Annotated in this window: 22 protein-coding genes and 3 riboswitches; of the genes, 5 read left to right on the forward strand and 17 right to left on the reverse strand. The window is 42.5% G+C overall.

What is annotated here, in order from left to right; all coding sequences use genetic code 11:
- Positions 1–1080 precede the first annotated feature (1080 nt).
- The 11 genes from ABOA58_RS25345 to ABOA58_RS25395 form a co-directional block, all read right to left on the reverse strand.
- Positions 1081–1917, reverse strand: a complete 837-nt coding sequence (locus ABOA58_RS25345; RefSeq protein ID WP_137016432.1) for a MetQ/NlpA family ABC transporter substrate-binding protein — start codon at positions 1915–1917, stop codon at positions 1081–1083.
- 15 nt (positions 1918–1932) lie between these two features.
- On the reverse strand, positions 1933–2601 hold the full coding sequence (locus ABOA58_RS25350; RefSeq protein WP_350300482.1) for a methionine ABC transporter permease: 669 nt from the start codon (positions 2599–2601) through the stop codon (positions 1933–1935).
- The gene (locus ABOA58_RS25355; protein WP_350300483.1) at positions 2594–3628 is read right to left on the reverse strand and encodes a methionine ABC transporter ATP-binding protein; all 1035 of its coding nucleotides are present in this window, start codon (positions 3626–3628) and stop codon (positions 2594–2596) included. The genes ABOA58_RS25350 and ABOA58_RS25355 overlap by 8 nt, the downstream gene beginning before the upstream one ends.
- A 154-nt stretch (positions 3629–3782) precedes the next feature.
- Positions 3783–3895, reverse strand: a riboswitch (SAM riboswitch).
- A gap of 109 nt (positions 3896–4004) precedes the next feature.
- Positions 4005–5315, reverse strand: coding sequence for an O-acetylhomoserine aminocarboxypropyltransferase/cysteine synthase family protein (locus ABOA58_RS25360; protein WP_350300484.1), 1311 nt, complete (start codon positions 5313–5315; stop codon positions 4005–4007).
- Between the two features lie 99 nt (positions 5316–5414).
- Positions 5415–5520, reverse strand: a riboswitch (SAM riboswitch).
- Between the two features lie 145 nt (positions 5521–5665).
- Positions 5666–5974, reverse strand: a complete 309-nt coding sequence (locus tag ABOA58_RS25365) for a thioredoxin family protein (RefSeq protein ID WP_063596108.1) — start codon at positions 5972–5974, stop codon at positions 5666–5668.
- 3 nt (positions 5975–5977) lie between these two features.
- Positions 5978–6343, reverse strand: a complete 366-nt coding sequence (locus tag ABOA58_RS25370; RefSeq protein WP_048688210.1) for a toprim domain-containing protein — start codon at positions 6341–6343, stop codon at positions 5978–5980.
- 91 nt (positions 6344–6434) lie between these two features.
- Entirely contained in the window at positions 6435–6818 is a 384-nt protein-coding gene (gene gcvH, locus ABOA58_RS25375; protein ID WP_137016434.1) for a glycine cleavage system protein GcvH, read from the reverse strand.
- Positions 6819–6914: 96 nt separating this feature from the next.
- Positions 6915–7271, reverse strand: a complete 357-nt coding sequence (locus ABOA58_RS25380) for an arsenate reductase family protein (RefSeq protein WP_350300485.1) — start codon at positions 7269–7271, stop codon at positions 6915–6917.
- A gap of 141 nt (positions 7272–7412) precedes the next feature.
- On the reverse strand, positions 7413–9200 hold the full coding sequence (locus tag ABOA58_RS25385; RefSeq protein WP_350300486.1) for an acyl-CoA dehydrogenase family protein: 1788 nt from the start codon (positions 9198–9200) through the stop codon (positions 7413–7415).
- 68 nt (positions 9201–9268) lie between these two features.
- Complete coding sequence (locus ABOA58_RS25390) at positions 9269–10447, reverse strand: acetyl-CoA C-acetyltransferase (RefSeq protein WP_350300487.1); 1179 nt, start codon at positions 10445–10447, stop codon at positions 9269–9271.
- 70 nt (positions 10448–10517) lie between these two features.
- The gene (locus ABOA58_RS25395; RefSeq protein WP_350300488.1) at positions 10518–12902 is read right to left on the reverse strand and encodes a 3-hydroxyacyl-CoA dehydrogenase/enoyl-CoA hydratase family protein; all 2385 of its coding nucleotides are present in this window, start codon (positions 12900–12902) and stop codon (positions 10518–10520) included.
- 207 nt (positions 12903–13109) lie between these two features.
- On the opposite strand from ABOA58_RS25395, the gene ABOA58_RS25400 reads away from it, so the two are divergent.
- Positions 13110–13244 (forward strand): YuzL family protein, encoded by a 135-nt coding sequence (locus ABOA58_RS25400; protein WP_072273724.1) that lies wholly within the window; start codon positions 13110–13112, stop codon positions 13242–13244.
- 49 nt (positions 13245–13293) lie between these two features.
- Here the strand turns inward: ABOA58_RS25400 and ABOA58_RS25405 are convergent, their stop codons facing one another.
- Positions 13294–14211, reverse strand: a complete 918-nt coding sequence (locus ABOA58_RS25405) for a proline dehydrogenase (protein ID WP_350300489.1) — start codon at positions 14209–14211, stop codon at positions 13294–13296.
- 149 nt (positions 14212–14360) lie between these two features.
- On the opposite strand from ABOA58_RS25405, the gene ABOA58_RS25410 reads away from it, so the two are divergent.
- Positions 14361–14639: a hypothetical protein gene (locus ABOA58_RS25410; RefSeq protein ID WP_350302971.1), complete on the forward strand. Its 279-nt coding sequence runs from the start codon at positions 14361–14363 to the stop codon at positions 14637–14639.
- Between the two features lie 13 nt (positions 14640–14652).
- Positions 14653–14988 (forward strand): spore coat protein, encoded by a 336-nt coding sequence (locus ABOA58_RS25415; RefSeq protein ID WP_350300490.1) that lies wholly within the window; start codon positions 14653–14655, stop codon positions 14986–14988.
- 81 nt (positions 14989–15069) lie between these two features.
- Here the strand turns inward: ABOA58_RS25415 and ABOA58_RS25420 are convergent, their stop codons facing one another.
- The 5 genes from ABOA58_RS25420 to ABOA58_RS25440 all read right to left on the reverse strand — a co-directional run bounded on the left by ABOA58_RS25420 (position 15070) and on the right by ABOA58_RS25440 (position 19893).
- Positions 15070–16242, reverse strand: coding sequence for an FtsW/RodA/SpoVE family cell cycle protein (locus ABOA58_RS25420; protein WP_350300491.1), 1173 nt, complete (start codon positions 16240–16242; stop codon positions 15070–15072).
- A gap of 147 nt (positions 16243–16389) precedes the next feature.
- The gene (locus tag ABOA58_RS25425; RefSeq protein ID WP_350300492.1) at positions 16390–17271 is read right to left on the reverse strand and encodes a metal ABC transporter permease; all 882 of its coding nucleotides are present in this window, start codon (positions 17269–17271) and stop codon (positions 16390–16392) included.
- The gene (locus tag ABOA58_RS25430; protein WP_350300493.1) at positions 17268–18191 is read right to left on the reverse strand and encodes a metal ABC transporter permease; all 924 of its coding nucleotides are present in this window, start codon (positions 18189–18191) and stop codon (positions 17268–17270) included. The genes ABOA58_RS25425 and ABOA58_RS25430 overlap by 4 nt, the downstream gene beginning before the upstream one ends.
- A gap of 10 nt (positions 18192–18201) precedes the next feature.
- On the reverse strand, positions 18202–18957 hold the full coding sequence (locus ABOA58_RS25435) for a metal ABC transporter ATP-binding protein (protein ID WP_350300494.1): 756 nt from the start codon (positions 18955–18957) through the stop codon (positions 18202–18204).
- Between the two features lie 12 nt (positions 18958–18969).
- Positions 18970–19893 (reverse strand): metal ABC transporter solute-binding protein, Zn/Mn family, encoded by a 924-nt coding sequence (locus ABOA58_RS25440; protein ID WP_350300495.1) that lies wholly within the window; start codon positions 19891–19893, stop codon positions 18970–18972.
- 631 nt (positions 19894–20524) lie between these two features.
- On the opposite strand from ABOA58_RS25440, the gene ABOA58_RS25445 reads away from it, so the two are divergent.
- Positions 20525–21487, forward strand: a complete 963-nt coding sequence (locus ABOA58_RS25445; protein WP_350300496.1) for a LacI family DNA-binding transcriptional regulator — start codon at positions 20525–20527, stop codon at positions 21485–21487.
- A gap of 241 nt (positions 21488–21728) precedes the next feature.
- Positions 21729–21913, forward strand: a riboswitch (Lysine riboswitch).
- Positions 21914–22009: 96 nt separating this feature from the next.
- Complete coding sequence (locus ABOA58_RS25450) at positions 22010–23461, forward strand: amino acid permease (RefSeq protein WP_258832366.1); 1452 nt, start codon at positions 22010–22012, stop codon at positions 23459–23461.
- Positions 23462–23463: the final 2 nt, after the last annotated feature.

Raw genomic sequence — 23463 nt, forward strand, 5'->3', positions numbered from 1 at the left:
AAAAAGAAAAAAATCGGACTGTCAGGTATTATGTAAGTTTATCCAATAAGGAAATCCTTATTTTATGGACCACTTTCCATTTTACCTCTACAGGCCGATCTTTTAAAGAACTCTTTTATATGCTTAGCCGTGAATTTTGCGTTGAAGGTCCTGGACCATTTTGTTGCACTTTACATGTTCCCTATCCCGTTCTTTCTCAACCTCGATACGGAGGTCTAAGTTTCTACTGTACTCACTGTAGCCAATCCCATGTGAAGACTGCATCGCCTTTTCCATTTCGCTTGTTACATTTAAATCCAGAGTATTGATAGTGAACCATCCTTTCAAATTTGTGTATCATTTTTTTTCCTTCATTATCTCTATACCCTTTCCTTTCCTGATTAAACATGAAAGGAATTAAATTAAGCCGCAGACTGAAACAAACTGGATCATCAATGAGTTTGTCTACAGTTTTTTAGGTTTTTAGGTTTTCAAAATTTGAACGTTACTTTCCACTTCAGGTACTCGCTTTCCGCGGGCGGTCCGGAAGCCTCCTCGGCGCTTTTGCGCCTGCGGGGTCTCCCCTGACTCGCTTTTCCCGCAGGAGTCTCGTACCTTCCGTTCCAATCCACTAAGACTAAACAATCAGATAGAATCACTTTCACCTAAGGTTTCCAAAATGAAGTGCCTCACTTCTCTAAGTCCGGAAAAAATTATGAGCGACGCATTTTGTAAAAGCTGAACGGACAAACCAGCTTGCTTATTCATTTATGCGGCAGCAGACCGTAACGATAGTAACACCCGGAAATACTCATGATACTCGTATTAAGAGCCTCTGATTGAACATGTGATTAAGAAAGTTAGAAAACCTGAAGCTGTTGACGCAGATTCCGCAACCATGGCTATGTGTAATATGAGCGTTTTGGTTGTTATCTCTGCCTATCGGCACTCAACAACAAATATAGAATGCTATCGTGAGTACAAATCGCTTTAACTGCTTCAAATCCAATAAAAAACAAAAAGGTTTCGGAATGAGACCATTCCGAAACCTTTTTGTTTACAAACTGCGGTCTGAATTAAATCAGGTCGCCCATTCTTGAATTATTTATCCGCCGGTACAACTGCACCTTTGTATTCTTCAAGAATGAAATCTTGAATTTCTTTAGAATGCAATACTTCTACAAGCGCTTTGATTGCTTCTTTATTTTCGTCACCTTTGTTTACGGCAATGACATTCACATATGGTGATTCCGAATCTTCAATCGCAATCGAATCTTCAAGCGGATTCAAACCGGCGTCAATCGCATAGTTGGAGTTGATCAAGACTGCATCGCCTTCGCCACTCTCATAAATTTTAGGAAGCAGGGCCGCTTCATAATCGGCATCGAATTTAAGGTTTTTCTTATTTTCAACGATGTCTTTCGTTGTAGCCGTCGTTTTATCGATCCCTTCTTTCAAAGTGATCAGGCCATTCTTTTCCAAAAGGGATAAAGCGCGTCCATGATCAGCGACAGAGCTGCTCATAATGATTGTTGCGCCTTCCGGAAGTTTATCAATGCTTTTATATTTTTGTGAATATAGGGCAATCGGCTCGATATGGATTCCGCCAGCATTAACGAAGTCATATCCATTTTCTTTAATTTGCCCCTCTAAATATGGAATGTGTTGAAAGTAGTTAGCATCCAATTCCTTATCATTCAACGCCTTATTCGGTAAAACATAGTCCTGGAATGTTTCGATTTCCAATTCGATTCCTTTTTCTTTAAGAAGCGGCTTGGCTTCCTCAAGGATTTCAGCATGAGGAACATTTGATGCCCCTACAACTATTTTCTTCGATTCTTTTTCCGTATCACTGCCGCTTTTATCCTTTTCACTTCCACAAGCAGCCAAAGCGATAGATAACACTAAAATTAATGCAAATCCTAAAAACTTTTTCATCCTTTTCATCTCCCTTTATCTTTTGTCCAATTTAGATGTAATCACATCTCCAATAATTTGAATTATGAAGACGATAATTAGAATAACGATCGTCGCTACAAGCGTAACGTCATTTTGATTTCTTTGATAGCCGTCCAAATAGGCCAGATTACCAAGCCCGCCTGCGCCGATGACCCCGGCCATTGCGGTATATCCAACCAATGCAATCGATGTTACCGTAATCCCGGAAATAAGGGCAGGCATCGACTCTGGAAGAAGGACCTTCCAAATGATCGTGCTCGTTTTTGCCCCCATCGATTTAGCGGCTTCAATTACACCTTTATCGATTTCACGAAGGCCGATTTCAACCATACGCGCATAAAATGGTGCCGCACCGATAATAAGTGCCGGCAGTGCAGCGTTCTCTCCGATCATGGAACCGACAAGCGCTTTAGTGAAAGGAATGAGCAGCACGATCAAAATAAGAAATGGAATGGAACGGAATATATTGACGACAGCACTCATGACCCCGTTGACTGCCCGGTTTTCCCACATATTACCCTTCCCCGTCAGGAACAGGATCAATCCTAATATTATGCCTATAAAAAAGGTTGCCACTACAGAGACGCTTGTCATGTAAAGCGTTTCCCTCGTAGCTTCAATAATGTCTTCCCAATCAACATTCGGCAATAATTCTTCAAGCATGAGTAATCACCTCCACGCCTACCTGCTGTGCTTTAATGAATTCTATTGCGTGGAGCATTTCATCCTCTTTGCCATCAAGATGGATAAACAATGTTCCATATGAACCGCTTCTTGTTTGGGATATCTTACCTTGAACGATATTGACATCCAACTCGAAGTTACGTACAAGCTTGGTAATCAATGGGCTTTCTGCATGATCACCTACAAAGGTCAATTGAATTACTTTGCCTGCAGGATAGCGCTCGAGCAAATGGTCCATCGTTTCTTTCGTTTCTTCCGGTTCCGTTACCTGTTGCACGAAACGCTTCGTCATTTGTTCTTTAGGATTCTTGAAAACATCAAGGACAGGACCCTGTTCAACAACCTGCCCGCTTTCCATCACGGCGACGCGATGGCAGATTTTACGTATTACATGCATTTCATGTGTTATCAAGACGATCGTCAATCCCAGGCGCTGATTGATGTCAACAAGCAATTCGAGTATGGAGTCGGTAGTCTGCGGATCCAAGGCAGAAGTCGCTTCATCACACAGCAGCACTTTAGGGTCATTTGCCAGAGCCCTGGCTATTCCCACCCTTTGCTTTTGCCCTCCGCTTAATTGTGAAGGATAGGCCTTTTCCCTGCCTTCCAGTCCGACTAACTTGATCAATTCGTTCACACGCTTGGTTCGTTCAGGTTTAGAAACTCCTGCAATTTCCAATGGGAAAGATATATTCTCCTGAACGGTCCTTGACCATAATAGATTGAAATGTTGGAAAATCATGCTGATTTCTTGACGGGCCTTACGGAGCTGAGCGCCTTTAATTTTTGAAATTTCCTTCTCAGCCACCACAACGGATCCCTCTGTAGGTGTTTCCAACCCATTGAGCATTCTGATCAAAGTACTTTTCCCCGCTCCACTGTAACCGATAATACCGAAAATCTCGCCTTTATTTATTTCAACATTCACATTATTTACAGCCTTGATCGTCTCACTGTTTCCTTTTCCTGTTCGGAACAGCTTACTGACTTTCGTCAATGTAATCATTAATCCTCACCTCTTTTATCCAATAAAACCTATGAACTTAGTTGATTTCTCTACATTATTAGTCTGTTTCTCATATCATGCAAAGGGTTTCCCCCATTAAAATAGAAAAAACCTTTCTGCATGAGCAGAAAGGCAGGTGAAGAAACAGGCCTTCCTCTCATCTTCCAAAGTGATTAAACTTTGTGTGAATTGGCACCTTTCCAAGGAAATCTCCTTGTCGGTTGCCGGGTTTCATCGGGCACATCCCTCCACCTCTCTTGATAAGAGCTAATATATAGAATATTTGTACATCATTAAGTTCTTTAGTATGGTGAAATTTTATCATAGATAAAAAAGGAGCGCAATGTATATTATTTCTAGTACACAGAAACTTTACTTAAACCGTTTTGGATGTCAAGGAGACGATATTCGTCGCTTTTTCAATTGCCTGCTCCAAATCTTCTATTAAATCGTCTACATTTTCAATCCCAATGGATAAACGGACTTGATCAGCACTCACACCCGCTTTCGCAAGACCCGCCTCATTCAATTGTTGATGGGTCGTACTTGCTGGATGGATGATCAAGCTCTTCGCATCCCCCACATTCGCTACATGGGACCATAATTCCACCGAATTGATAAGCTTTGCGCCAGCTTCGCGATTACCTTGTATTCCAAAAGTCACGACAGATCCAGCTCCCTTAGGCAAATATTTATCCGCAAGGGCTTTATCGGGATGATCCTCATCACCAGGATGTGAAACCCAAGTCACTGCAGGGTGGTTTTTTAAATATTTAATGACAGACTTGGTGTTTGACAGATGCTCTTTCATCCTTACATGCAGTGTTTCAAGCCCAAGCGTAAACTGGAATGCACTTTGGGCACTTAGCGCAGGGCCTAAATCACGAAGTAACTGCACTCGGGCTTTCGTTATGAATGCAGCAGGTCCAACTGCCTCGGCGTATACCAGATTGTCGTAGCTTGGGTCAGGCTCCGTGAAGCCAGGATAATTTGGCGAGTTCCAATCGAATTTCCCTCCATCCACGATGACACCGCCCAGCGTGGTTCCATTTCCCAGAAGCCATTTTGTAGCGGAATGGATGACAATATCCGCTCCAAAATCAATTGGTCTGCATAGATATGGTGTCGCGAAGGTATTATCAATGATCAAAGGTATTCCGGCATCATGGGCGATTTTCGCTACCGCTTCAATATCAAGCACCCTCAAACTTGGATTTCCGATCGTTTCAGCAAAAATGGCTTTAGTTCTTGGCGTTATCGCCCTTTTGAAATTTTCAGGGTCATCGGGAGAAACGAACTTCACTTTGATCCCATATTTAGGAAGAGTATTTTCAAAAAGGTTATACGTACCGCCATATAATGTAGAGGCTGAAACAATCTCATCTCCAGCAGCGGCAATATTCAGGATTGAAAGTGAAATGGCCGCCATTCCGCTTGCTGTTGCCAATCCGCCGATACCGCCTTCCAATAAGGCCATTCTTTCCTCAAAAACGCTGACCGTGGGATTATGAAGTCGTGAATATATATAACCATTCTCCTTTAGACCAAATAAATTCGCTGCATGGTCGGTGTCTTTGAACAAGTATGCATTGCTTTGGTAGATAGGAACTGCACGAGCACCTGTTTCATCAGCTTGCAGACCGCCATGAACACTCAATGTTTCGAAACGCAACTTTTTCTCTGACATATGATTTCACCTTTTTCTATGGATTTAGTTGGAATTATATGATACCTGGCCTTTTATAAACAAAAAAACCACTTCAATAAGAAGAGGTTTCTAGAATACACCTCATCTACCAGAGCCAACACTCTGCTGGAATTAGCACCGTATATAAATTTATACCGGTTGCCGGGCTTCGTCGGGCCAGTCCCTCCGCCACTCTTGATAAGAACTATTAAATTCTGCCGTTACTTAATTCAAAATATAGCATTTTAGAATAAATCAGTCAATGAATTGTTAGAATATTCTTTGTTTAATTTCAATCTCGCATTCAAATGTCCGCAACAAAGAAACCAACCACGGTTCTGATTGGTTTCTTAGCTGATTTCCTTAAGCAATCCGTACAAATAAGGAACGGATTGAAAGGCATATATTTTTTTGTGCAGCTGTCCTTCTTTGAAAAGCAACAAACAAGGAACACTTTCGATTTCATATGATTCGGCAATTGCTTGGACATAATTCATATTCATTTTCCCTGCCTTCAATTCCGGGAATAGCTCCAAGGATATCGTCAGCATCTTGGAGGCAACCTGACAAGTGCCGCATAAAGGGGTATATAAATATAAGCAAAAGGTTTCCCCATTTTCAACAGCAAGCTTACACTCTTCTTCTTTCCATTCCTGCATCAATTAGTCGTTCACCCTTTGACTTAAAAATTTCATTTTCACATTCATATTGGCAGATAAAAGCACAGTTGCGATATGATGTTCGGGCGAGCTTTCCACTTCTTTGTACATTTTATTAATATACAGGTGGTTCGCTTCAGGCATTTCCCTTCGGAACTGCTTCCGGAGCTTTTCTCCTGATTCATCTGCGTCAAAAAGGAGATAAACATCACGGTCCATCAATTCATCCACTAATTCATCCAGCTTAGTTAATGATATGGTCCCATTCGTACATCTTATTTCCACATCTTCATTTAAAACGGAGGCAACTTTTCTTCTATCGGAACTGCCTTCTACAATGATCACTTTATCGAATTCGCCCCACTCCATGTCATCACTCCATCTCACGAATTATGTGTGCAACTGCCACGGTACAAAATGAAAAAGAGAGCAGGCCTTTTCAGTCCCCCTCTCATTCTTTTTAACCGTTGATTAAACTCTCATACTCTTCAGCGCTCATCAAGTTTTCAATATCACTGCCATTAGATGGTTCAAGCACGACCATCCATGCCTTTTCATAAGGAGACTCATTTACATATTCAGGGTTGTCACTTAAATCTTCGTTTACTTCAACAACCTTGCCACTGATAGGTGCATAAAGCTCAGAAACGGTCTTAACGGATTCAACACTTCCGAATGGTTCGTTCGCTTTCAATTCATCGCCGATTTCCGGAAGCTCAACGAATACGATGTCCCCAAGCTCGGACTGTGCGAAAGCTGTAATTCCAATGCGCACTGTTCCATCTTCCGTTTTGACCCATTCATGTTCTTTAGTGTAACGAAGTTCTTTTGGTGTTGTTGTCATTATTAACCCTCCATATGTACATCTTATTTTATCTATTCCATTATAAGGTAGATTGTTTGTTTAAGTAAGGAATTAACCAAATATTTCGAGAAATTTTCAGTTCCAAACCTGTTCGAATTGCTCCTCTTTGAAACCTACCGTCACTTTGGTGCCGTCCGTAACAATCGGCCTTTTCAGAAGCATGCCATCTGTGGACAATATATCAAGCATCTCTGCTTCAGAAGCTTCTTTCAGCTTATCCTTTAAGCCCAGCTCCCGATATTTTTGACCGCTAGTATTAAAAAACTTCTTCAACTCCAAATTGCTGTTTTTATATAGTTGTTCTATTTCTGTTCGCGAAGGCGGATTTTCCGCTATATGGATTGCTTCATATTGCAGTTCATGATTATCCAGCCACTTCTTTGCGTTACGGCATGTGCCGCATTTTGGGTACCAATATAATGTTAAGCCCATCATTTCACCACCTATCAATAGAATACCCGTTTTCATCACGCAATACAACGAATTGTCTTTTGAATTTCCAATACGATTTCATCAAAGGAAATAAAGGGAATGCCTTTTCGGGCATTCCCTTTACTGATTATGATTCATTGCTTAAAGAGCATATTTTTCAGCTTCGATTACCTTCACGGAAGCTTCACGCTTTTTCGCAATGACATTGATCGGATTATGTCTTGTCAGCTTGCGGAGCGACGCAAGCATGATGCGAAGAGTATCGCCTGTTTCCACTGCGATTAACGTTTCCTTTGCGTGCTGTTCTATTTCATTGAAAGCTTCCTGAACGAAGATTTCAGTGTAAAGCACTTTTTGTTTGTTCTTCTCCAGACCTGTAGCTGCTATTGCTTTTTCCGTACGCAATACCACGGATTCCGCTGCATAAGCAAGGGATGCGATATCAGCAATGTTGGAGAGGATCTCTTGTTCTTGATCAAGAGCTTTGCCGTATTTCTGTGCAGCAAGGCCAGCTGCCAGAATCCCAATTTTCTTAGCGTTTCTAACAAGCATTTTTTCTTGTGCCAATGGCTCATCGCCAGGTTCTTCCGGCATCATCATCATTAATTCCTCTTGCAGGCTTTGAGCCTTTTGAAGAAGCGGCAATTCCCCTTTAAGTGCTTTCTTCAGGAAAGTTCCAGGGACAAGCAATCGATTGATTTCATTTGTACCTTCAAAGATCCGGTTAATCCGGGAATCACGATATGCTTTTTCAATTTCATACTCCTGCATGAAACCATAGCCTCCATGAAGCTGTACGCCTTCGTCCGTAACATAATCCAACACTTCGGAAGCGAAGAATTTATTCAATGAACACTCAATGGCATATTCAGCGATTGCTGCCGCCATTGATTTCCCATCTTTCACTTGCTCATCCGTCAATTTGCTTTGCCTTTGTTCATAAAGGCCAACGGTACGGTATACAGAGCTTTCTGCTGCATAAATTTTGGATGCCATTGTTGCAAGTTTTTCTTTCGTCAAGTTAAAATCGGAAATTTTCGTTTTGAACTGTTGACGTTGATTCGTATAAGCTGCTGTAATCTCAAGGGCACGTTTAGATCCGCCGACAGCACCGACGCCTAATTTATAACGGCCGATATTCAGGATATTGAAAGCGATGACATGTCCTTTTCCGGCTACACCCAAAAGGTTTTCGACTGGTACATGTACATCTTCAAGGATTAATGTACGTGTAGATGAGCTTTTGATTCCCATTTTCTTCTCTTCAGCACCAGTTGATACGCCATCATAATCACGCTCAACAATGAAAGCGGAGAATTGTTCGCCGTCAATTTTGGCGTATACACAGAAGACATCTGCAAAACCTGCATTTGTAATCCATTGTTTTTCCCCATTTAGAATATAGTGAGTTCCTTCGGCATTCAATTTCGCTGTCGTTTTTGCTCCCAAGGCATCTGAACCTGAGCTTGGTTCCGTTAAGGCATACGCAGCAATCTTCTCACCCGTTGCCAGTAAAGGGAGATATTTTTTCTTTTGTTCTTCATTCCCGAATAATACGATCGGCAAAGATCCGATACCTACATGTGCACCATGCGTAATTCCAAAGCCGCCTGAAAGTGCCATTTTTTCTGTAATCAGTGCCGAACTGATTTTATCAAGACCCAATCCACTGTATTCCTCAGGAACGTCAGCACCAAGTAAACCGATTTCACCTGCATGCTTCAGTAATTTAACGGAACGGTCAAATTCATGGTTTTCCAAATGTTCAACCTGCGGCAGAATTTCATTCACTACGAAATCCTCGGCAGTTTTGGCGATCATTTTATGCTCATCAGAATAATCTTCCGGTGTAAACACTTGATCATACGTAATATCTTCTACTAAAAAGGCTCCGCCTTTAATGAGGTTATCTGTAGTTTGATTGGACATGTTATTTCCTCCTAATTATTTAAGATAGTAAACCCGCCGGAAGCATGACAGCTTCCGGGAGGGTAGGATTACGCCAATAATTCAAATACTCCAGCAGCACCCATTCCGCCGCCGATACACATTGTCACGACTCCGAACTGTTGGTTTCTGCGCTTCATTTCATGTAGCAGGCTTAATGTCAATTTTGCCCCCGAACATCCTAGTGGATGGCCTAAGGCAATGGCTCCGCCATTTACATTGACAATCTCTTCATCCAAACCGAGCTCACGAATGATTTGAATGGATTGGGAAGCAAAGGCTTCATTCAATTCAAATAAACCAATATCCGATAACTCAAGACCCGCTAGCTTCAAAGCTTTAGGAATGGCTGCAATCGGTCCGATACCCATGATTTCAGGCGGTACTCCTGCTACAGCAAAGGAACGGAACTTACCTATCGGTTTCATCCCTAATGAAGAGGCCTTTTCCCCATCCATGACCATGACCGCGGCTGCACCATCACTCGTTTGTGATGAATTCCCTGCTGTTACGGATCCTGTAACAGAGAATGCAGGTCTTAGTTTTTTTAGCACTTCAGCAGTGGTGCCAGGACGAACGCCCTCATCCTGTGTAAATTTAAATGATTTTTCCTTTAACTTAAGATCTGGTCCCACTGAACGAAGGGTTACGTCAACCGGTACGATCTCATCCGAAAACTTTCCTTCTGCAATGGCCTTCGCCGCCTTTTGATGACTACGAACAGAAAATGCATCTTGATCTTCACGGGAAATGCCGTATTTTTTTGCAACGGCTTCAGCAGTGTGGCCCATACCCATATAATATTCCGGTGCCGTTTCCGCAAGTCTCGCGTTCGGACGAGTTACATGGCCCATCATTGGCAAAAGGCTCATGGATTCCGCTCCGCCTGCAATGACAGTATCACTTTGGCCGAGCATGATCCTTTCCGCTCCATAAGCGATGCTTTGCAGCCCGCTTGAACAGTAACGATTAATCGTTATAGCCGGTACTGTATAAGGCAATCCTGCCAATGCCCCAATGTTACGAGCCATGTTCAATCCTTGCTCCGCTTCAGGCATTGCACAACCGATAATCAGGTCATCGATGGTGCCTTCATAATTCCCTGCACGCTTTAACGTTTCCTTTACAACAAGAGCCCCTAAATCATCAGGACGTACACTGGCAAGAGAACCCTTTTTCGCTCTTCCTACCGGAGTCCTTGCTCCAGCTACTATTACCGCTTCTTTCATGAGGATCCCCCTTACTCATTTTTAAGCTATCGATCTATTAATCTTTGTTTTGGCCATTTCTTCGTCTATTTCAATTACGGAGTGGTTTGCCTTTAACAAGCATATGCTGCATCCTAGCCTGGGATTTCGGAGTCGAAATCAGTTTTAGGAATGCCTGTTTTTCTAGGTTCAAGATATACTGTTCATCTACTTCCGTGCCAAATGGGAGTTTCCCCCCTGCCAGGACGTATGCGAGCTCTTTGGCTATGACAAGGTCATGTTCTGATAAGAATCCTGAAAGGCGCATGGATTCCGCCCCTAATAGAAGTGCGGCATATCCCGTTTCACCTACGACAGGGATCTTTGTGCGGGCAGGAGCGGTATAACCTTGTTCATGCATGGAAAGTACCGCCTGTTTCGCATCATATAGCTGATGATCCGCATTCACGCTTATTCCGTCCGCTGAATTAAGGAAATTATTCCCTCTAGCTTCTTCGGCGGAGGTTGAAACTTTTGCCATGGCGACCGTTTCAAATACTCGGTTGGCCACTTTCTGTAAGTCGAAGTCGACGCCCTTCGGCATATTCCTCAACGTCTTCACATAAAGTTCTTTAGTCCCGCCGCCGCCTGGGATCAAACCTACACCAGCTTCCACTAGTCCCATATACGTTTCAGTCGTTGCCTGGATGCGCGCTGCCGGAAGGGACACTTCAGCACCCCCGCCAAGTGTCATATTAAACGGGGCAACCACTACAGGAACTGCACTGTACTTGATTTTAAGCATCGCCTTTTGGAATTGGCTGATGACCATATCGAGTTCAAAAATATTGTCATCCTGCGCTTCCATCAGCATCATTGCAATATTAGCGCCTACACAGAAATTCTTTCCTTGGTTTCCGATGACCAAGCCTTTAAAATTCGCTTCCGCTTCGTCGACCGCCGCATTGATCATTTGGATGATATCCAGACCTATTGCATTATTCGGTGAAGTGAATTCAAGAAGAGCCACTCCATCGCCGATATCCATCAAGCTTGCACCACTGTTTTTCTTGATTACGCCTTTTTGCTTCTTGATCGCTTTAAGATTGATCACTTTAGGATTTGCAACAAGTTCCTTATATTCACCATTATCATAATAGTGAACTATGCCATTTTCTTCTTTATAGAAAGAAGTGATGCCTTTAGCGAGCATATCCTTCACCCATTGCGGAACGGTGATGCCTTCCGCTTCCATTCGGGCTACCGATTTTTCTACCCCTATCGCATCCCATGTTTCAAAAGGGCCTGTGGACCATCCGAAGCCCCATTTCATCGCTTGATCGATCGCCACGATATCATCCGCAATCTCCCCAAGCAGCTGGGCAGAATACACAAGCGCCGGATTCAGAACATTCCAAAGTAATTGGCCGGCACGGTCTTCGCTATAAACAAGCGCTTTCATTTTATTTTCCAAGCCCTTGGCCTGTTTAGCCATTTCGATGGAAGGCGTTTTTAATCTTTTTCGTGCATCATATTCAAGGGTTTCGGGATTCAGTTCAAGGATTTCCTTTCCTTTTTTCAAGAAAAACCCTTGGCCTGACTTGCTTCCAATCCACCCATTCTTAAGCATTTCATTCATGAAATCGGGTATTTTGAAAACTTCTTTTTCTTCTCCATCCACCTGGTCATATACGTTTCTGGCAACATGTGCAAAGGTATCCAATCCAACCACATCAAGTGTCCGGAAAGTCGCGCTAGTTGCCCTTCCAATCAACGGACCTGTAACCGAATCGACCTCACCAACACTGTATCCGCCTTTTTGCATTTCCCGCAGAGTGACCAATAAACCATAAGTTCCAATGCGGTTTGCGATAAAGTTAGGGGTATCCTTGGCTTCGACGACACCTTTTCCCAGTACATCTTCGCCGAATCGTTTCATGTATTCGAGCACTTCTGGTGAAGTTGCTTCAGTCGGGATGAGCTCCAACAACTTAAGATAACGCGGCGGATTGAAGAAGTGGGTTCCCAGGAAGTGCTTTTGAAAGTCCTCCGAACGGCCTTCTGCCATCGCTTCAATTGAAATTCCGGAGGTATTCGATGAAACGATGCTTCCTGGTTTACGATGCTGATCAACCTGGGCAAACACACTTTGCTTAACCTCAAGCTTCTCAACGACCACTTCGATGATCCAATCGACATCCTTTAAACGACTTATATCATCTTCCAGGTTTCCTGCCTCGATCAACGCAATGTTTCCCTTAGCTGAAAGCGGAGCTGGTTTCTGTTTTAAAAGTTTCGTAATCGCTGTTTGGCTGATGCGGTTACGCACTTGTTTATTATCTAATGTCAGTCCCTTTTTCTTTTCATCCTCAGTGAGTTCACGAGGTACAATATCCAATAATAAAGTCGGAATGCCGATGTTAGCAAGGTGTGCAGCAATCCCTGATCCCATAACTCCTGACCCTAGAACAGCAGCCTTTCGTATTTGTCGAACCAAGTTCATATCCCCCTTACGCAATTTATTGAATGAATGCTCATTCATTTTTAATTCAAAAAAATTTTGAATATTTTTTCTTATTACTAATATAGAATATATTTGGAAATTCCGCAATGATTAAACAGGAAAAAAATATTTTTTTCTCCGAGTTCCTTTGGTTATTTCTCCTCCGTTCAGTAAAAAATAACCGGGGTGGAGGTGACTTATATAATGAAGCGTAAAGATAATCCTTCTAAAGCAGCCGTAAGCGCAGCAAGCGTTAAAGGCAACGCCGGCCCTGGCGCTGAACGTCAACACGGAATCAATAAAGTGAACAGCCAGAACAATCAGTTCAAAAGATAATCCTTCTTAATTTGAGCAGCCGTCCCTTATCCGGGGCGGCTCTCGCTTCCTATTTCTTGAATAGGCCTTTTAAAACGAAAGCAATATTGGCCGGTCTCTCCGCAAGGCGGCGCATGAAGTATCCATACCAATCCGTACCATAAGGAACATACACCCTTACCTTATATCCTTCTTTAGCAAGTTCGAGCTGCTTTTCATTGCGGATACCATATAACATTTGGAATTCAAATCGATCCCGGGGAATTCCCTGATTTTTGACCAATTCCCTCGTATAATCAATGATTTTGTCATCATGTGTGGCAACGGCTGTGTAATTGCCATTTTGCATATGCTTGTTGATGATTTTCTTGAAATTCTCATCCACATCTTTTTTCTCGGGAAAAGCCACTTCACTTGGTTCTTTATAAGCCCCTTTAACAAGCCTTAGATTCGGATGGTATGCATCCAGCTCCTCAATATCCTTCTCAGTCCGATACAGATAAGCTTGGATGACAGTCCCCAATTCATTATATTCAGACTTTAGATTTTTGAATACATCCAAAGTCGGCTGACAGCGCGGAAAATCTTCCATATCAAGCGTCACGAAAACCTGATGGGCCTTAGCTTCATCCAAGATCCTCCGCATGTTATTCATTACGACTCGTTCGGACACATCCAAGCCCATCGAGGTCAGCTTCAGGGATAACTGTGAATCCAGTTCATTTCTGCCAATCATGCGGATTGCTTCAATGCACTCTTCTGCCATCTTCCCTGCTTCTTGTTCATCTTCAATGAATTCACCTAAATAATCAATGGTGACGGCAAGCCCTTTCCGGTTAAGATCTGCAATCACTTCACATGCCATATCCAAGGATTCTCCTGCCACGAAACGAGATGCCCCAAACCGCAGCCCGTATTTTTTCGCTGCCTTTGTCATGCCTTTGTTCTTTGATAAAAAAAGGAATAGATTTTTCAATATTCTTTCCATCTGCATTCCCCTCCAAATCATTTTGGAAAATAGATGCACAAGATTATTTTACCATTTAATTCACTTTTCAGATATTTAGAATCAAGAATAAAAAAAATCCAGAAGGGAAAATTAAGCTCGTTTAAAGAACACTTAAGGAGGTAGCAATGATGGAACAGCAAAATTCGTTTAACAGCCAACAGCAGTCCACCGGCTTTATGAAACAGCCGCCGGAAATGGTTACGGTGAAAGATAGCTTATACTTAACCGATATGCTTGCATGGAATCTGAATGCAGTTAAAAAAGCACATTTTTTTGCCACACAATGCAAGGACCCGCAAATCATTGATGCGTTAAATCGGTGCGGACTCATGCATCAACGCCATTACGATACCATTTTGAAACATTTGAACCCCGACCAAAATCAGGGTCAACAACAATACCAGTAAAGGAGGGTTCTTGATGCCTAATGAAAACAAAGTCCAAAATCCAGAATCTCCCGTGGCAAAGACACCGCAAATGAATGACAGGGATTTTATAAACGATATGCTTTCAACTGAAAAGTACTTTTGCAACTCCCTTTCCGTTGCCCTGCATGAAATGAGTAACCAAGCATTATTCCAAGACATTTTCTCCGTTGCCAAAGAAAATCAGGAGATGCAGCGTGAACTCTATAACCTTATGTTCGAAAAAGGCTGGTATAGTTTAGAAAAGGCGCAAGCTACCAGCTTAGGCCAATCGTATCAACAATTTTCCGGTTATAAAAATCAATTTCCATCTGGAACGAACATTCAATAAGCAAACATTCAGGGGAGTGGATTCTGCTCCTTTTGTTTTTTTGCTACAAAAAAAACCGGCCCATCGGGGCCGGCTTTATATTTAGATATCCGTTGAAAACATATACTTCTTATAGTGATACCGAATGCTGAATATTAAGCCCATGGCCATCATGTTCCCCATCAGCGAGCTTCCTCCATAACTGATAAATGGAAGCGGAATCCCCGTTATCGGTAAAAGGCCTACAGTCATGCCGATATTTTGAAAAACGTGAAACGTCAACATGCTTATAACGCCAACACAGATATATGTATAGAAGTTATTTTTCGTGTCCATTCCCGTTTTTGTTATATGGTAAATCAATAGGAAAAACAAGGAAATAATGATACTTGATCCGATGAAGCCGAATTCTTCACCGATGATGCTGAAAATGAAATCCGAATGACTCTCAGGCAAATACACTTCCCTCGAGCCGATTCCCTTGCCTGTGGTCTGGCCGGAGCCAATGGCCAGTAAGGATTTTGTTAAGTGATACCCTTCGGAGCTGGCATAATTATATGGGTCCAGCCAAGAATAGATACGGCCGAATTGATAGGATTTTACCCCTAGGTATTTTTCCAGGATTTCCGGCTTCCAAAGTACAAAGTACAGGACCGTTGAAGCGATGACAATTCCTCCCGAAACGATTGGCAGCAGGATCTTCCATGTTACCCCTGAGATGAAAATCATTCCGAGCATGATGGACATGATGACAAGCGAGGTGCCCAAATCCGGCTGTTGCATGATTAACAATAAGGGGGCACCGGTCACTAGACCGATTTTAATAAGCAGCCAGATATCCGTTTGAATCGTTTTCAGCGTGTTTTTGAGATGATGGTTTGAGATAACATTCGCTAAAGCCAGGATGAGGAAAACCTTCATGAATTCCGATGGCTGAATCGAACCGATTCCCGGAATGATGAACCAACTTTTCGCACCATTACGGACAGGAACGATGCTTTCCGGCATAATGATCAGCAAAAAAAGCAAAAATAATCCGAAGCCATAGGCGTACCAAGATATTTTTTTCAACTGATCAGAATCCAAGGTGATGAAACCTAATACGATTCCGATTCCAACTATATACCAAAAAATTTGTTTAATTAAGAAGTTTTCAGCGTACTGTCCAGTCGTTTGGGCACTATAGATTGCTAAGCAGCTTCCAACGCATAATAACAGCAATATTGTGACCAAAGAAAAATCTATTCGTGATGAAAATTTATTTTGTTCTTCCATACTTAACTCTCCCTTAAAAAGGCTCCTGCGATATATCTATAAATACACTTATTCATTATACTTTAAACAAATAAAATCACAACTATATAGAAGAATAGTTTACAGGCTTCATGGAGTTATTTCCATGAAGCCTGTAGGCATGGAGAGCTATGCATGTGATTCCTTTGATTTTTTCCGTTTCAGCAATAGGCTGACCAATCCATGGCTTGGGGAGAAGAGAAAGGCCAATCCGAATAATATGGCGGCTGAACCCACCATGCAGCCTGATATCGAGGCATCCAAAATGGTGGCAGAATAGTAGCCGATGACGGAACTTAGCACCCCTACCCCGATACTGACCCATATCATGCTGCTTAAACGGTCTGAAAGCAGATAAGCTGTTGCCGCAGGTATGATGAGCATTCCAACTACTAAAATGGAGCCTACACTATCAAAAGAAGCAACAGTTGTCAGTGAAATGAGGCTCATCAATAAGTAATGAAAGAACAGTACAGGAATCCCCATTGCAGCCGCAAGTGATGGATCAAATGAAACGAGTTTAAACTGTTTGAAGAAAAGGAAGATCAGTATGAGGTTCAGGATAAAACAACTGCCGACTATCCAAACAGCTTTTGGTCCAGCTTCGATTCCCGCGATTGTCATCGTGTTCCAGGGAGTATAAGCTATTTCGCCATAAAGGACATGTTCAAGATCAAAATCTATTTGTTGCGTATACAGGCTCACGAGTACGATCCCCGTTGCAAAAAGGGAAGTGAATACAATCCCGATCGCCGCGTCGGATTGAACGCCCGACGATTGGAAAAGCTGGATCAAGAATACGGTAAGCAAGCCGAGCGCAGCAGCCCCGATCAGCATTGGAACCGAATCACGGGTTCCGGTTATTAAAAATGCCAATACGATTCCCGGCAAAACGGAATGACTGATTGCATCCCCAATCAACGTCATTTTCCTGACTATCAAAAAACACCCTAATACACTGCAAGAACCCGCCACTAATGCTCCGACTAAGATAATCCAAAAATCATTCATGATGAGTGGCTCCCTTTCCTTCTATCCTGTTCGAGAGAATATTTCTTTTTCGTCGATACCCTTCTCCATACAGATGAAAGCACTCCGCGTTTAGGTGCAAAAAGCATGGAAAAGAAAAACCATACCGTCGCGGATAAGACAATTAACGGTCCTGTTGGCAAATCATTGACAGATGTACTTATCAACGTTCCAGAAACACCGCTCAACATTCCGAATATACCAGACAGGATGACCATGATATGCAGCCGCTCCGTCCAATACCTGGCAGAAACCGCAGGCGTGATCAGTAAAGATGCCATCAATACGACGCCTACAGCCTGGATACCGATCACTACAGCTGCCACGATCAGCATCATGATGAAATAATCCAGAAAAACAACCGGCAATCCCATCCCCTTAGCAAACCCAGGGTCAAAGGAAAGTAATTTGAATTCTTTAAAAAATACGGTACAAGTGAATATGAGAATAAAGGAAACCGTCATCATCATATACACATCGGACATGACCATTGACGCCGTCTGTCCGAATAAAAACGTATCCAATCCACTCTGGTTTCCATACTCGCTCTGCTGGATCTGCGTAAGCATGACAATTCCGAAGCCAAAGAAGGAAGATAATACGATTCCCAAGGCCGCATCCTGCTTGATCTTACTATATCTCGTAAGCACACTGATCAAGAAGACAGCCACTAAGCCAGCCAGTGCAGCACCTATTAGAAAGTAGGAAGTGGATTTCACTCCAGTTAACATAAAGGCCACACAGATACCGGGTAATGCTGCATGTGCGAGCGTGTCACCAAGCAAAGACTGCTTTCTGAGGTAGGCAAAGCTCCCGATGACCCCGCTGCTTAATCCGAGAAACATCGTGCCAAGCAATATCCACCTTGTATTTGGATCAGTAATAATATCCAGTATGTTCATCGTGTGCACCTCATTTTAATAAAAGGCCGGACTTTGTGTCTGATATTATCGCTAGGCGGCCTCCATATGTTGCCTGTAAGTATTCGGGAATGAACACTTCCTCTGTCGGACCTATTTTCATCACCTTTTTATTCAATAACATCGTCCAGTCGAAATATTCCTTCACGGTGGATAGATCATGGTGCACAACCAGAACGGTTTTGCCTTTTTCCTTCAATTCCATCAGCAATTGTATGATTGCTTTCTCCGTTGCGGCATCCACCCCTACGAACGGTTCATCCATAAAATAAATATCCGCTTCCTGTGCCAATGCACGGGCCAGGAATATCCGTTGCTGCTGTCCGCCTGATAGCTGGCTGATCTGGCGGTTAGCATATTCAGCCATCCCCACCTTTTCCAGGCACTCCATCCCCTTCTGTCTTTCGGACTTACCTGGCCGCTTCAGCCATCCGAGATGACCATATCTGCCCATCATCACGACATCGAGTGCGTTGGTCGGAAAATCCCAATCCACTGACTCCCGCTGTGGTACATACCCGATACTCTTCCTCATCGATTTATAATTAGAACCCTTTATTGTGATTTGTCCTGATATTTTTGGGATCAATTCGAGTATTCCCTTTATCAAAGTGGACTTCCCTGCTCCATTGGGGCCAATGATACCAATTAAATTTCCTTCCGGCACCTCAAATGAGACATCTTCGACAACCGGCTTCTTATGATAAGCAATCGTTAAATTCTCGACCTTCAAAGCTGCTTGATTCATAGTTTCTCCCCCTTATTTCAAAGCACGGACGATGGTGTCGGTATTATGACGGACCATTCCGATATACGTTCCTTCTTCCGTCCCTTTTTCACCCATTGCATCCGAGAACAATTCCCCGCCGATTTCCACCTTGTGACCCTGCTTACCTGCTCCTTGAATGACAGCCTCGATAGCCTTCCTTGGTACACTTGACTCTATGAAAATCGCTTTTATTTTGTTCTCCACTAGATAATTCCGCATATCCGTCACATCTTTTGATCCATATTCCGATAATGTATTGATTCCTTGGAGCCCTCTTACGTCCAGGCCATATGACTGCCCGTAGTATCCAAAAGCATCATGTGCTGTAACGAGTACCCGTTGATCTTCCGGTACTTTATTAATTTCCTCTTGAACATATTTATCAAGTTCCTCCAATTGCAGAATGTACTCCTCATAATTTTCACGATACTCTGCTTCATGCTCCTGATCATTGGCAATCAATTCTTTCTTCACTGCCTCCGCCGCAACGATCCAAAGCTTTACATCAAACCATACGTGGGGATCATGTTCCGTTGCACTCACTTTCCGTAGCTGGTTCTCCTTGAAGTCCTCCGTTACCGCAATCGTCGGTTTATCCTTGCTCATCATTTCAAATATATCCGTCATTTTCCCTTCAAGATGCAATCCATTATAAAAAATCATATCAGCCGAATCCAGTGTCTTAACATCACCCTGTGTCGCTTTATATAGATGGGGGTCGACTCCCGGTCCCATTAAACTGGTGACCTCGACATGTTTACCGCCGATATTCTCAACCAAATCCCCAATCATTCCCGTTGTTGTAACGACATTCAGCTTGCCATTGCCTTTATCCCTATCGGCCGTATCATTGCCGCACCCCGTTAAAATCAGCAATGCAGCAAGCACGCCCCCAATAGATTTTAGAAAACCCATCCATATTCCCTCCCTTTTTCATCTTTCTAAAATAGTTTGCCATGCGCAAAACTAAGTGTAAATTTTTTTACATTGTCGCAAATGCTAAAAAGTTTCCTCTACACAACTTATTTTATACTATACACAAATATACAAAAAAAGTGCAACTATTTTTAAACAATTCAAAAAGGTGAATGACTTTTACACACAGCAAAAACTGTCAGGAAGCTACTAGGCAGCTTCCTGACAGTCAGTCATTCCGTACGATGAAGTTATATTTATATTGTGGAGTTTTAATGGTGAACATAAACTAAGGGAGCTATTTCTGGACGACGTGAAATTCATGAGTAAACGCGGTTTCCACGCGTAATGCCGCGGAATTATTGACGGGCATTTCCACTCATTTTTCCTGTTTCAAGGAAATTGCCAAGTACGCAAATCCCAATTCAATTCCGCAAAGCACAAACAGGGTGATTAAAGTTTGGAACATCATGATTTCCTCCTCCTCTAAGACTTAAACCAATCTTAAAGGATGAAACCAATACCATAACAAGACCTTATTAGAATAAATCTTCAGCAGTCCCACACTGTTCCCTTGCCCTGAAATGGGTTTCATACTGTACAATATAAAAAAAGAAAAAACGGTGATACCATGACAAATATTAAAGAAATAGCTCAATGTGCTGGTGTATCTGTCTCAACAGTGTCTCGTGTATTGAATGATCATCCATATGTAAGCCCCGATAAAAGAAAGAGCGTCTTAGAAGCGATCGATCGTTTGAATTATACGAGAAACATCAACGCCATTCATCTTTCAAAAGGCAAAACCAATCTTATCGGCGTCATCATTCCCTTCAACAATCACCCATATTACGGGGCAATCGTTAACGGAATTACTAAACAGGCAAATGCAATTGGCTGTCATATCGTCATCTTTCAAACAAATTATGACAGGGAGAAAGAGATCCAGGCTTTTAATATGCTGCAAATGAAGCAGCTCGATGGCATTATCGTTTGTTCAAGGATTTCGGAAATGAAAATCCTCTTGGATTATCAAAAATACGGACCGATTATTTTATGTGAAGATACAGCCCAGGCTGAATTCTCATCCATCAGCATTGATCATTATGCAGCTTTCTCCTGTGCCCTTGAGTACGTGATTGCTAAAGGATATAAGAAAATCGGATACAGCCTCGGCCGTAAAAAGAGCAGAAATAGTTCCCATCGTACAAAGGCCTTTAACGATATCATGAGAAAACATAAACTGATAAACAATAAAGAATGGCTGTTTGAAGGCAGTTATCACATCAAAGACGGTGAACAATTGTTTAAGGATTGGAATTCAATGATGGACAAACCTGAAGCTCTCATCATCACGAATGATGACACGGCGGCAGGCTTCATTCTTACCGCTAAGAAATCGGGTATAAGGGTACCGGAAGATGTGGCCATTCTCGGCTTCAATAATGATAGCCTGAGTGAAATGCTCGACATCACGACCATTTCCTTACCGCTGGAATGGATTGGTAAAATGGCAGTGGATCTATTTGAGAATCCTGAAGTGGTCAAACATGTAAAACTGGACTACGCCCTTATAAAAAGGAGTACCGTTTAGTTATCAGGATGTTTTATATTTGAATTCTTCCTTACTGCCATCTTTCATTTACTAGGAAAAAATAACCACATAAAATAATCATTGCGATATCCCAAAAGTTATTTTATAATTTTGATATAGTAAAGTTTACTCAATTACTAGCAATCTATTAACGATTGCATGAATTTCATGAGTACAATCGTCCGACGTCACTTACAAGCTGGCTCAACGATATTAGAAAATTGAATACTTCCTCATTTACCGATGAGTTAGAGGCTGCAGCTTATAAAAGTAAAGCGGACGAGATTCTGGAAGATTAAAGACTCCGTTTGAAAGGATAAGTTGCCGAAGTTAGGGTATATTCCATGTATATTCTTGCTGGCGGTGTTACCGAACAGGAACACCACTGTCACGTTTTTTCAAAAAGCGTGGGGAGCTATCTTCGGAAGGATAAACGGGTTTATTATAAACAGCCGTCGATCTTTTTCGACTGCTGTTTTTTTATTTTTCGTTCCCTTCCAATAAAAAGGAGTGTAACATCAATTGTCAAATTCACAATCACCATCAAGCCCTACTGAACTGAAAAGGAGCCTGAAAGCGCGTCATTTAATGATGATTTCATTAGGTGGAACGATTGGAACAGGTTTATTTTTAGCTAGTGGCGGGGCCATTCATTCAGCCGGACCCGGCGGTGCCTTGGTGGCATACGCGGTCATCGGCATCATGGTTTATTACTTAATGACAAGTCTTGCAGAAATGGCAGCGTTCATGCCAGTGGCCGGTTCGTTCCGTGTCTATGCATCCAAATTCGTCGATCCGTCTTTCGGTTTTGCGATTGGTTGGAACTACTGGTATAACTGGGCAATCACCATTGCCGCCGAATTGGCAGCCGTTGTCTTAATTATGAAGTTCTGGTTCCCGGATAGCCCTTCATTTATCTGGAGTGCCATTGCGTTAATCACTATGTTTCTTATCAATTACATGTCAGTTAAAGGTTTCGGGGAAACAGAATTCTGGTTCGCCATGATCAAAGTCGTGACAGTCGTCATTTTCTTGATTACGGGTGTTCTGATCATTCTCGGAATCATGGGTGGGAATGACCCAATTGGTTTTTCCAATTTCACAATGGGCGAAGGTCCCTTTAACGGAGGGTTCTTCACGATTCTAGGCGTATTCATGGCTGCCGGCTTTTCATTCCAAGGAACGGAATTGCTTGGAGTGACTGCTGGTGAAAGTGAGGATCCAGAAAAAAATATCCCTAAAGCGATCAGATCCGTTTTCTGGCGCATCCTCTTGTTCTATATCCTTGCAATTTTCGTTATTGGAATGATCATTCCGTTTACGGATTCACGTTTATTGAGTCAAGATGTTGCCGTAAGTCCATTCACGCTTGTATTTGAACGTGCCGGCCTTGCATTTGCTGCATCCATCATGAACGCGATCATTTTATCATCCGTACTCTCTGCAGGTAACTCTGGCATGTACGCTTCAACCCGTATGCTATGGGACTTGGCACGTGATGGGAAAGCACCGAAATTCCTAGGCAAGTTAGATAAAAGAGGAGTACCCGTGAATGCACTTATCCTGACTTCTTTAGTTGGCTGCGTTGCATTCCTAGCTTCGTTTTTCGGTGATGGCGTCGTTTATATCTGGTTATTGAATGCTTCAGGAATGGCGGGATTCGTCACCTGGGTAGGGATTGCGATTGCCCATTATCGGTTCCGCAAAGCCTACGCAGCTCAAGGCCTTGATATGAATGCTTTACCATTCCGGGCAAAAGGCTTCCCATTCGGACCTATATTCGCACTTGTCCTTTGTATTATTATTATCATCGGACAAGGCTATCAAGCTTTCAGCAGCGATGGGATTGACTGGAATTCAATGTTTGTTTCCTACATTGGCTTGATTCTATTTTTCGTCCTATGGTTCGGCTATAAAATTAAGCATAAAACGAAAATCATTCCCCTAGAGGAATGTGACCTTAAATCAAAATAATA

Source organism: Peribacillus frigoritolerans (assembly GCF_040250305.1).
Lineage (GTDB): Bacteria > Bacillota > Bacilli > Bacillales > DSM-1321 > Peribacillus.

Bases quoted from the DNA above. Each gene is read 5' to 3' on its own strand.
- ABOA58_RS25345 (WP_137016432.1), bottom strand. From the start codon at position 1,917: ATGAAAAAGTTTTTAGGATTTGCATTAATTTTAGTGTTATCTATCGCT.
- ABOA58_RS25350 (WP_350300482.1), bottom strand. From the start codon at position 2,601: ATGCTTGAAGAATTATTGCCGAATGTTGATTGGGAAGACATTATTGAA.
- ABOA58_RS25355 (WP_350300483.1), bottom strand. From the start codon at position 3,628: ATGATTACATTGACGAAAGTCAGTAAGCTGTTCCGAACAGGAAAAGGA.
- ABOA58_RS25360 (WP_350300484.1), bottom strand. From the start codon at position 5,315: ATGTCAGAGAAAAAGTTGCGTTTCGAAACATTGAGTGTTCATGGCGGT.
- ABOA58_RS25365 (WP_063596108.1), bottom strand. From the start codon at position 5,974: ATGCAGGAATGGAAAGAAGAAGAGTGTAAGCTTGCTGTTGAAAATGGG.
- ABOA58_RS25370 (WP_048688210.1), bottom strand. From the start codon at position 6,343: ATGGAGTGGGGCGAATTCGATAAAGTGATCATTGTAGAAGGCAGTTCC.
- gcvH (WP_137016434.1), bottom strand. From the start codon at position 6,818: ATGACAACAACACCAAAAGAACTTCGTTACACTAAAGAACATGAATGG.
- ABOA58_RS25380 (WP_350300485.1), bottom strand. From the start codon at position 7,271: ATGGGCTTAACATTATATTGGTACCCAAAATGCGGCACATGCCGTAAC.
- ABOA58_RS25385 (WP_350300486.1), bottom strand. From the start codon at position 9,200: ATGTCCAATCAAACTACAGATAACCTCATTAAAGGCGGAGCCTTTTTA.
- ABOA58_RS25390 (WP_350300487.1), bottom strand. From the start codon at position 10,447: ATGAAAGAAGCGGTAATAGTAGCTGGAGCAAGGACTCCGGTAGGAAGA.
- ABOA58_RS25405 (WP_350300489.1), bottom strand. From the start codon at position 14,211: ATGGAAAGAATATTGAAAAATCTATTCCTTTTTTTATCAAAGAACAAA.
- ABOA58_RS25410 (WP_350302971.1), top strand. From the start codon at position 14,361: ATGGAACAGCAAAATTCGTTTAACAGCCAACAGCAGTCCACCGGCTTT.
- ABOA58_RS25415 (WP_350300490.1), top strand. From the start codon at position 14,653: ATGCCTAATGAAAACAAAGTCCAAAATCCAGAATCTCCCGTGGCAAAG.
- ABOA58_RS25420 (WP_350300491.1), bottom strand. From the start codon at position 16,242: ATGGAAGAACAAAATAAATTTTCATCACGAATAGATTTTTCTTTGGTC.
- ABOA58_RS25425 (WP_350300492.1), bottom strand. From the start codon at position 17,271: ATGAATGATTTTTGGATTATCTTAGTCGGAGCATTAGTGGCGGGTTCT.
- ABOA58_RS25430 (WP_350300493.1), bottom strand. From the start codon at position 18,191: ATGAACATACTGGATATTATTACTGATCCAAATACAAGGTGGATATTG.
- ABOA58_RS25435 (WP_350300494.1), bottom strand. From the start codon at position 18,957: ATGAATCAAGCAGCTTTGAAGGTCGAGAATTTAACGATTGCTTATCAT.
- ABOA58_RS25440 (WP_350300495.1), bottom strand. From the start codon at position 19,893: ATGGGTTTTCTAAAATCTATTGGGGGCGTGCTTGCTGCATTGCTGATT.
- ABOA58_RS25445 (WP_350300496.1), top strand. From the start codon at position 20,525: ATGACAAATATTAAAGAAATAGCTCAATGTGCTGGTGTATCTGTCTCA.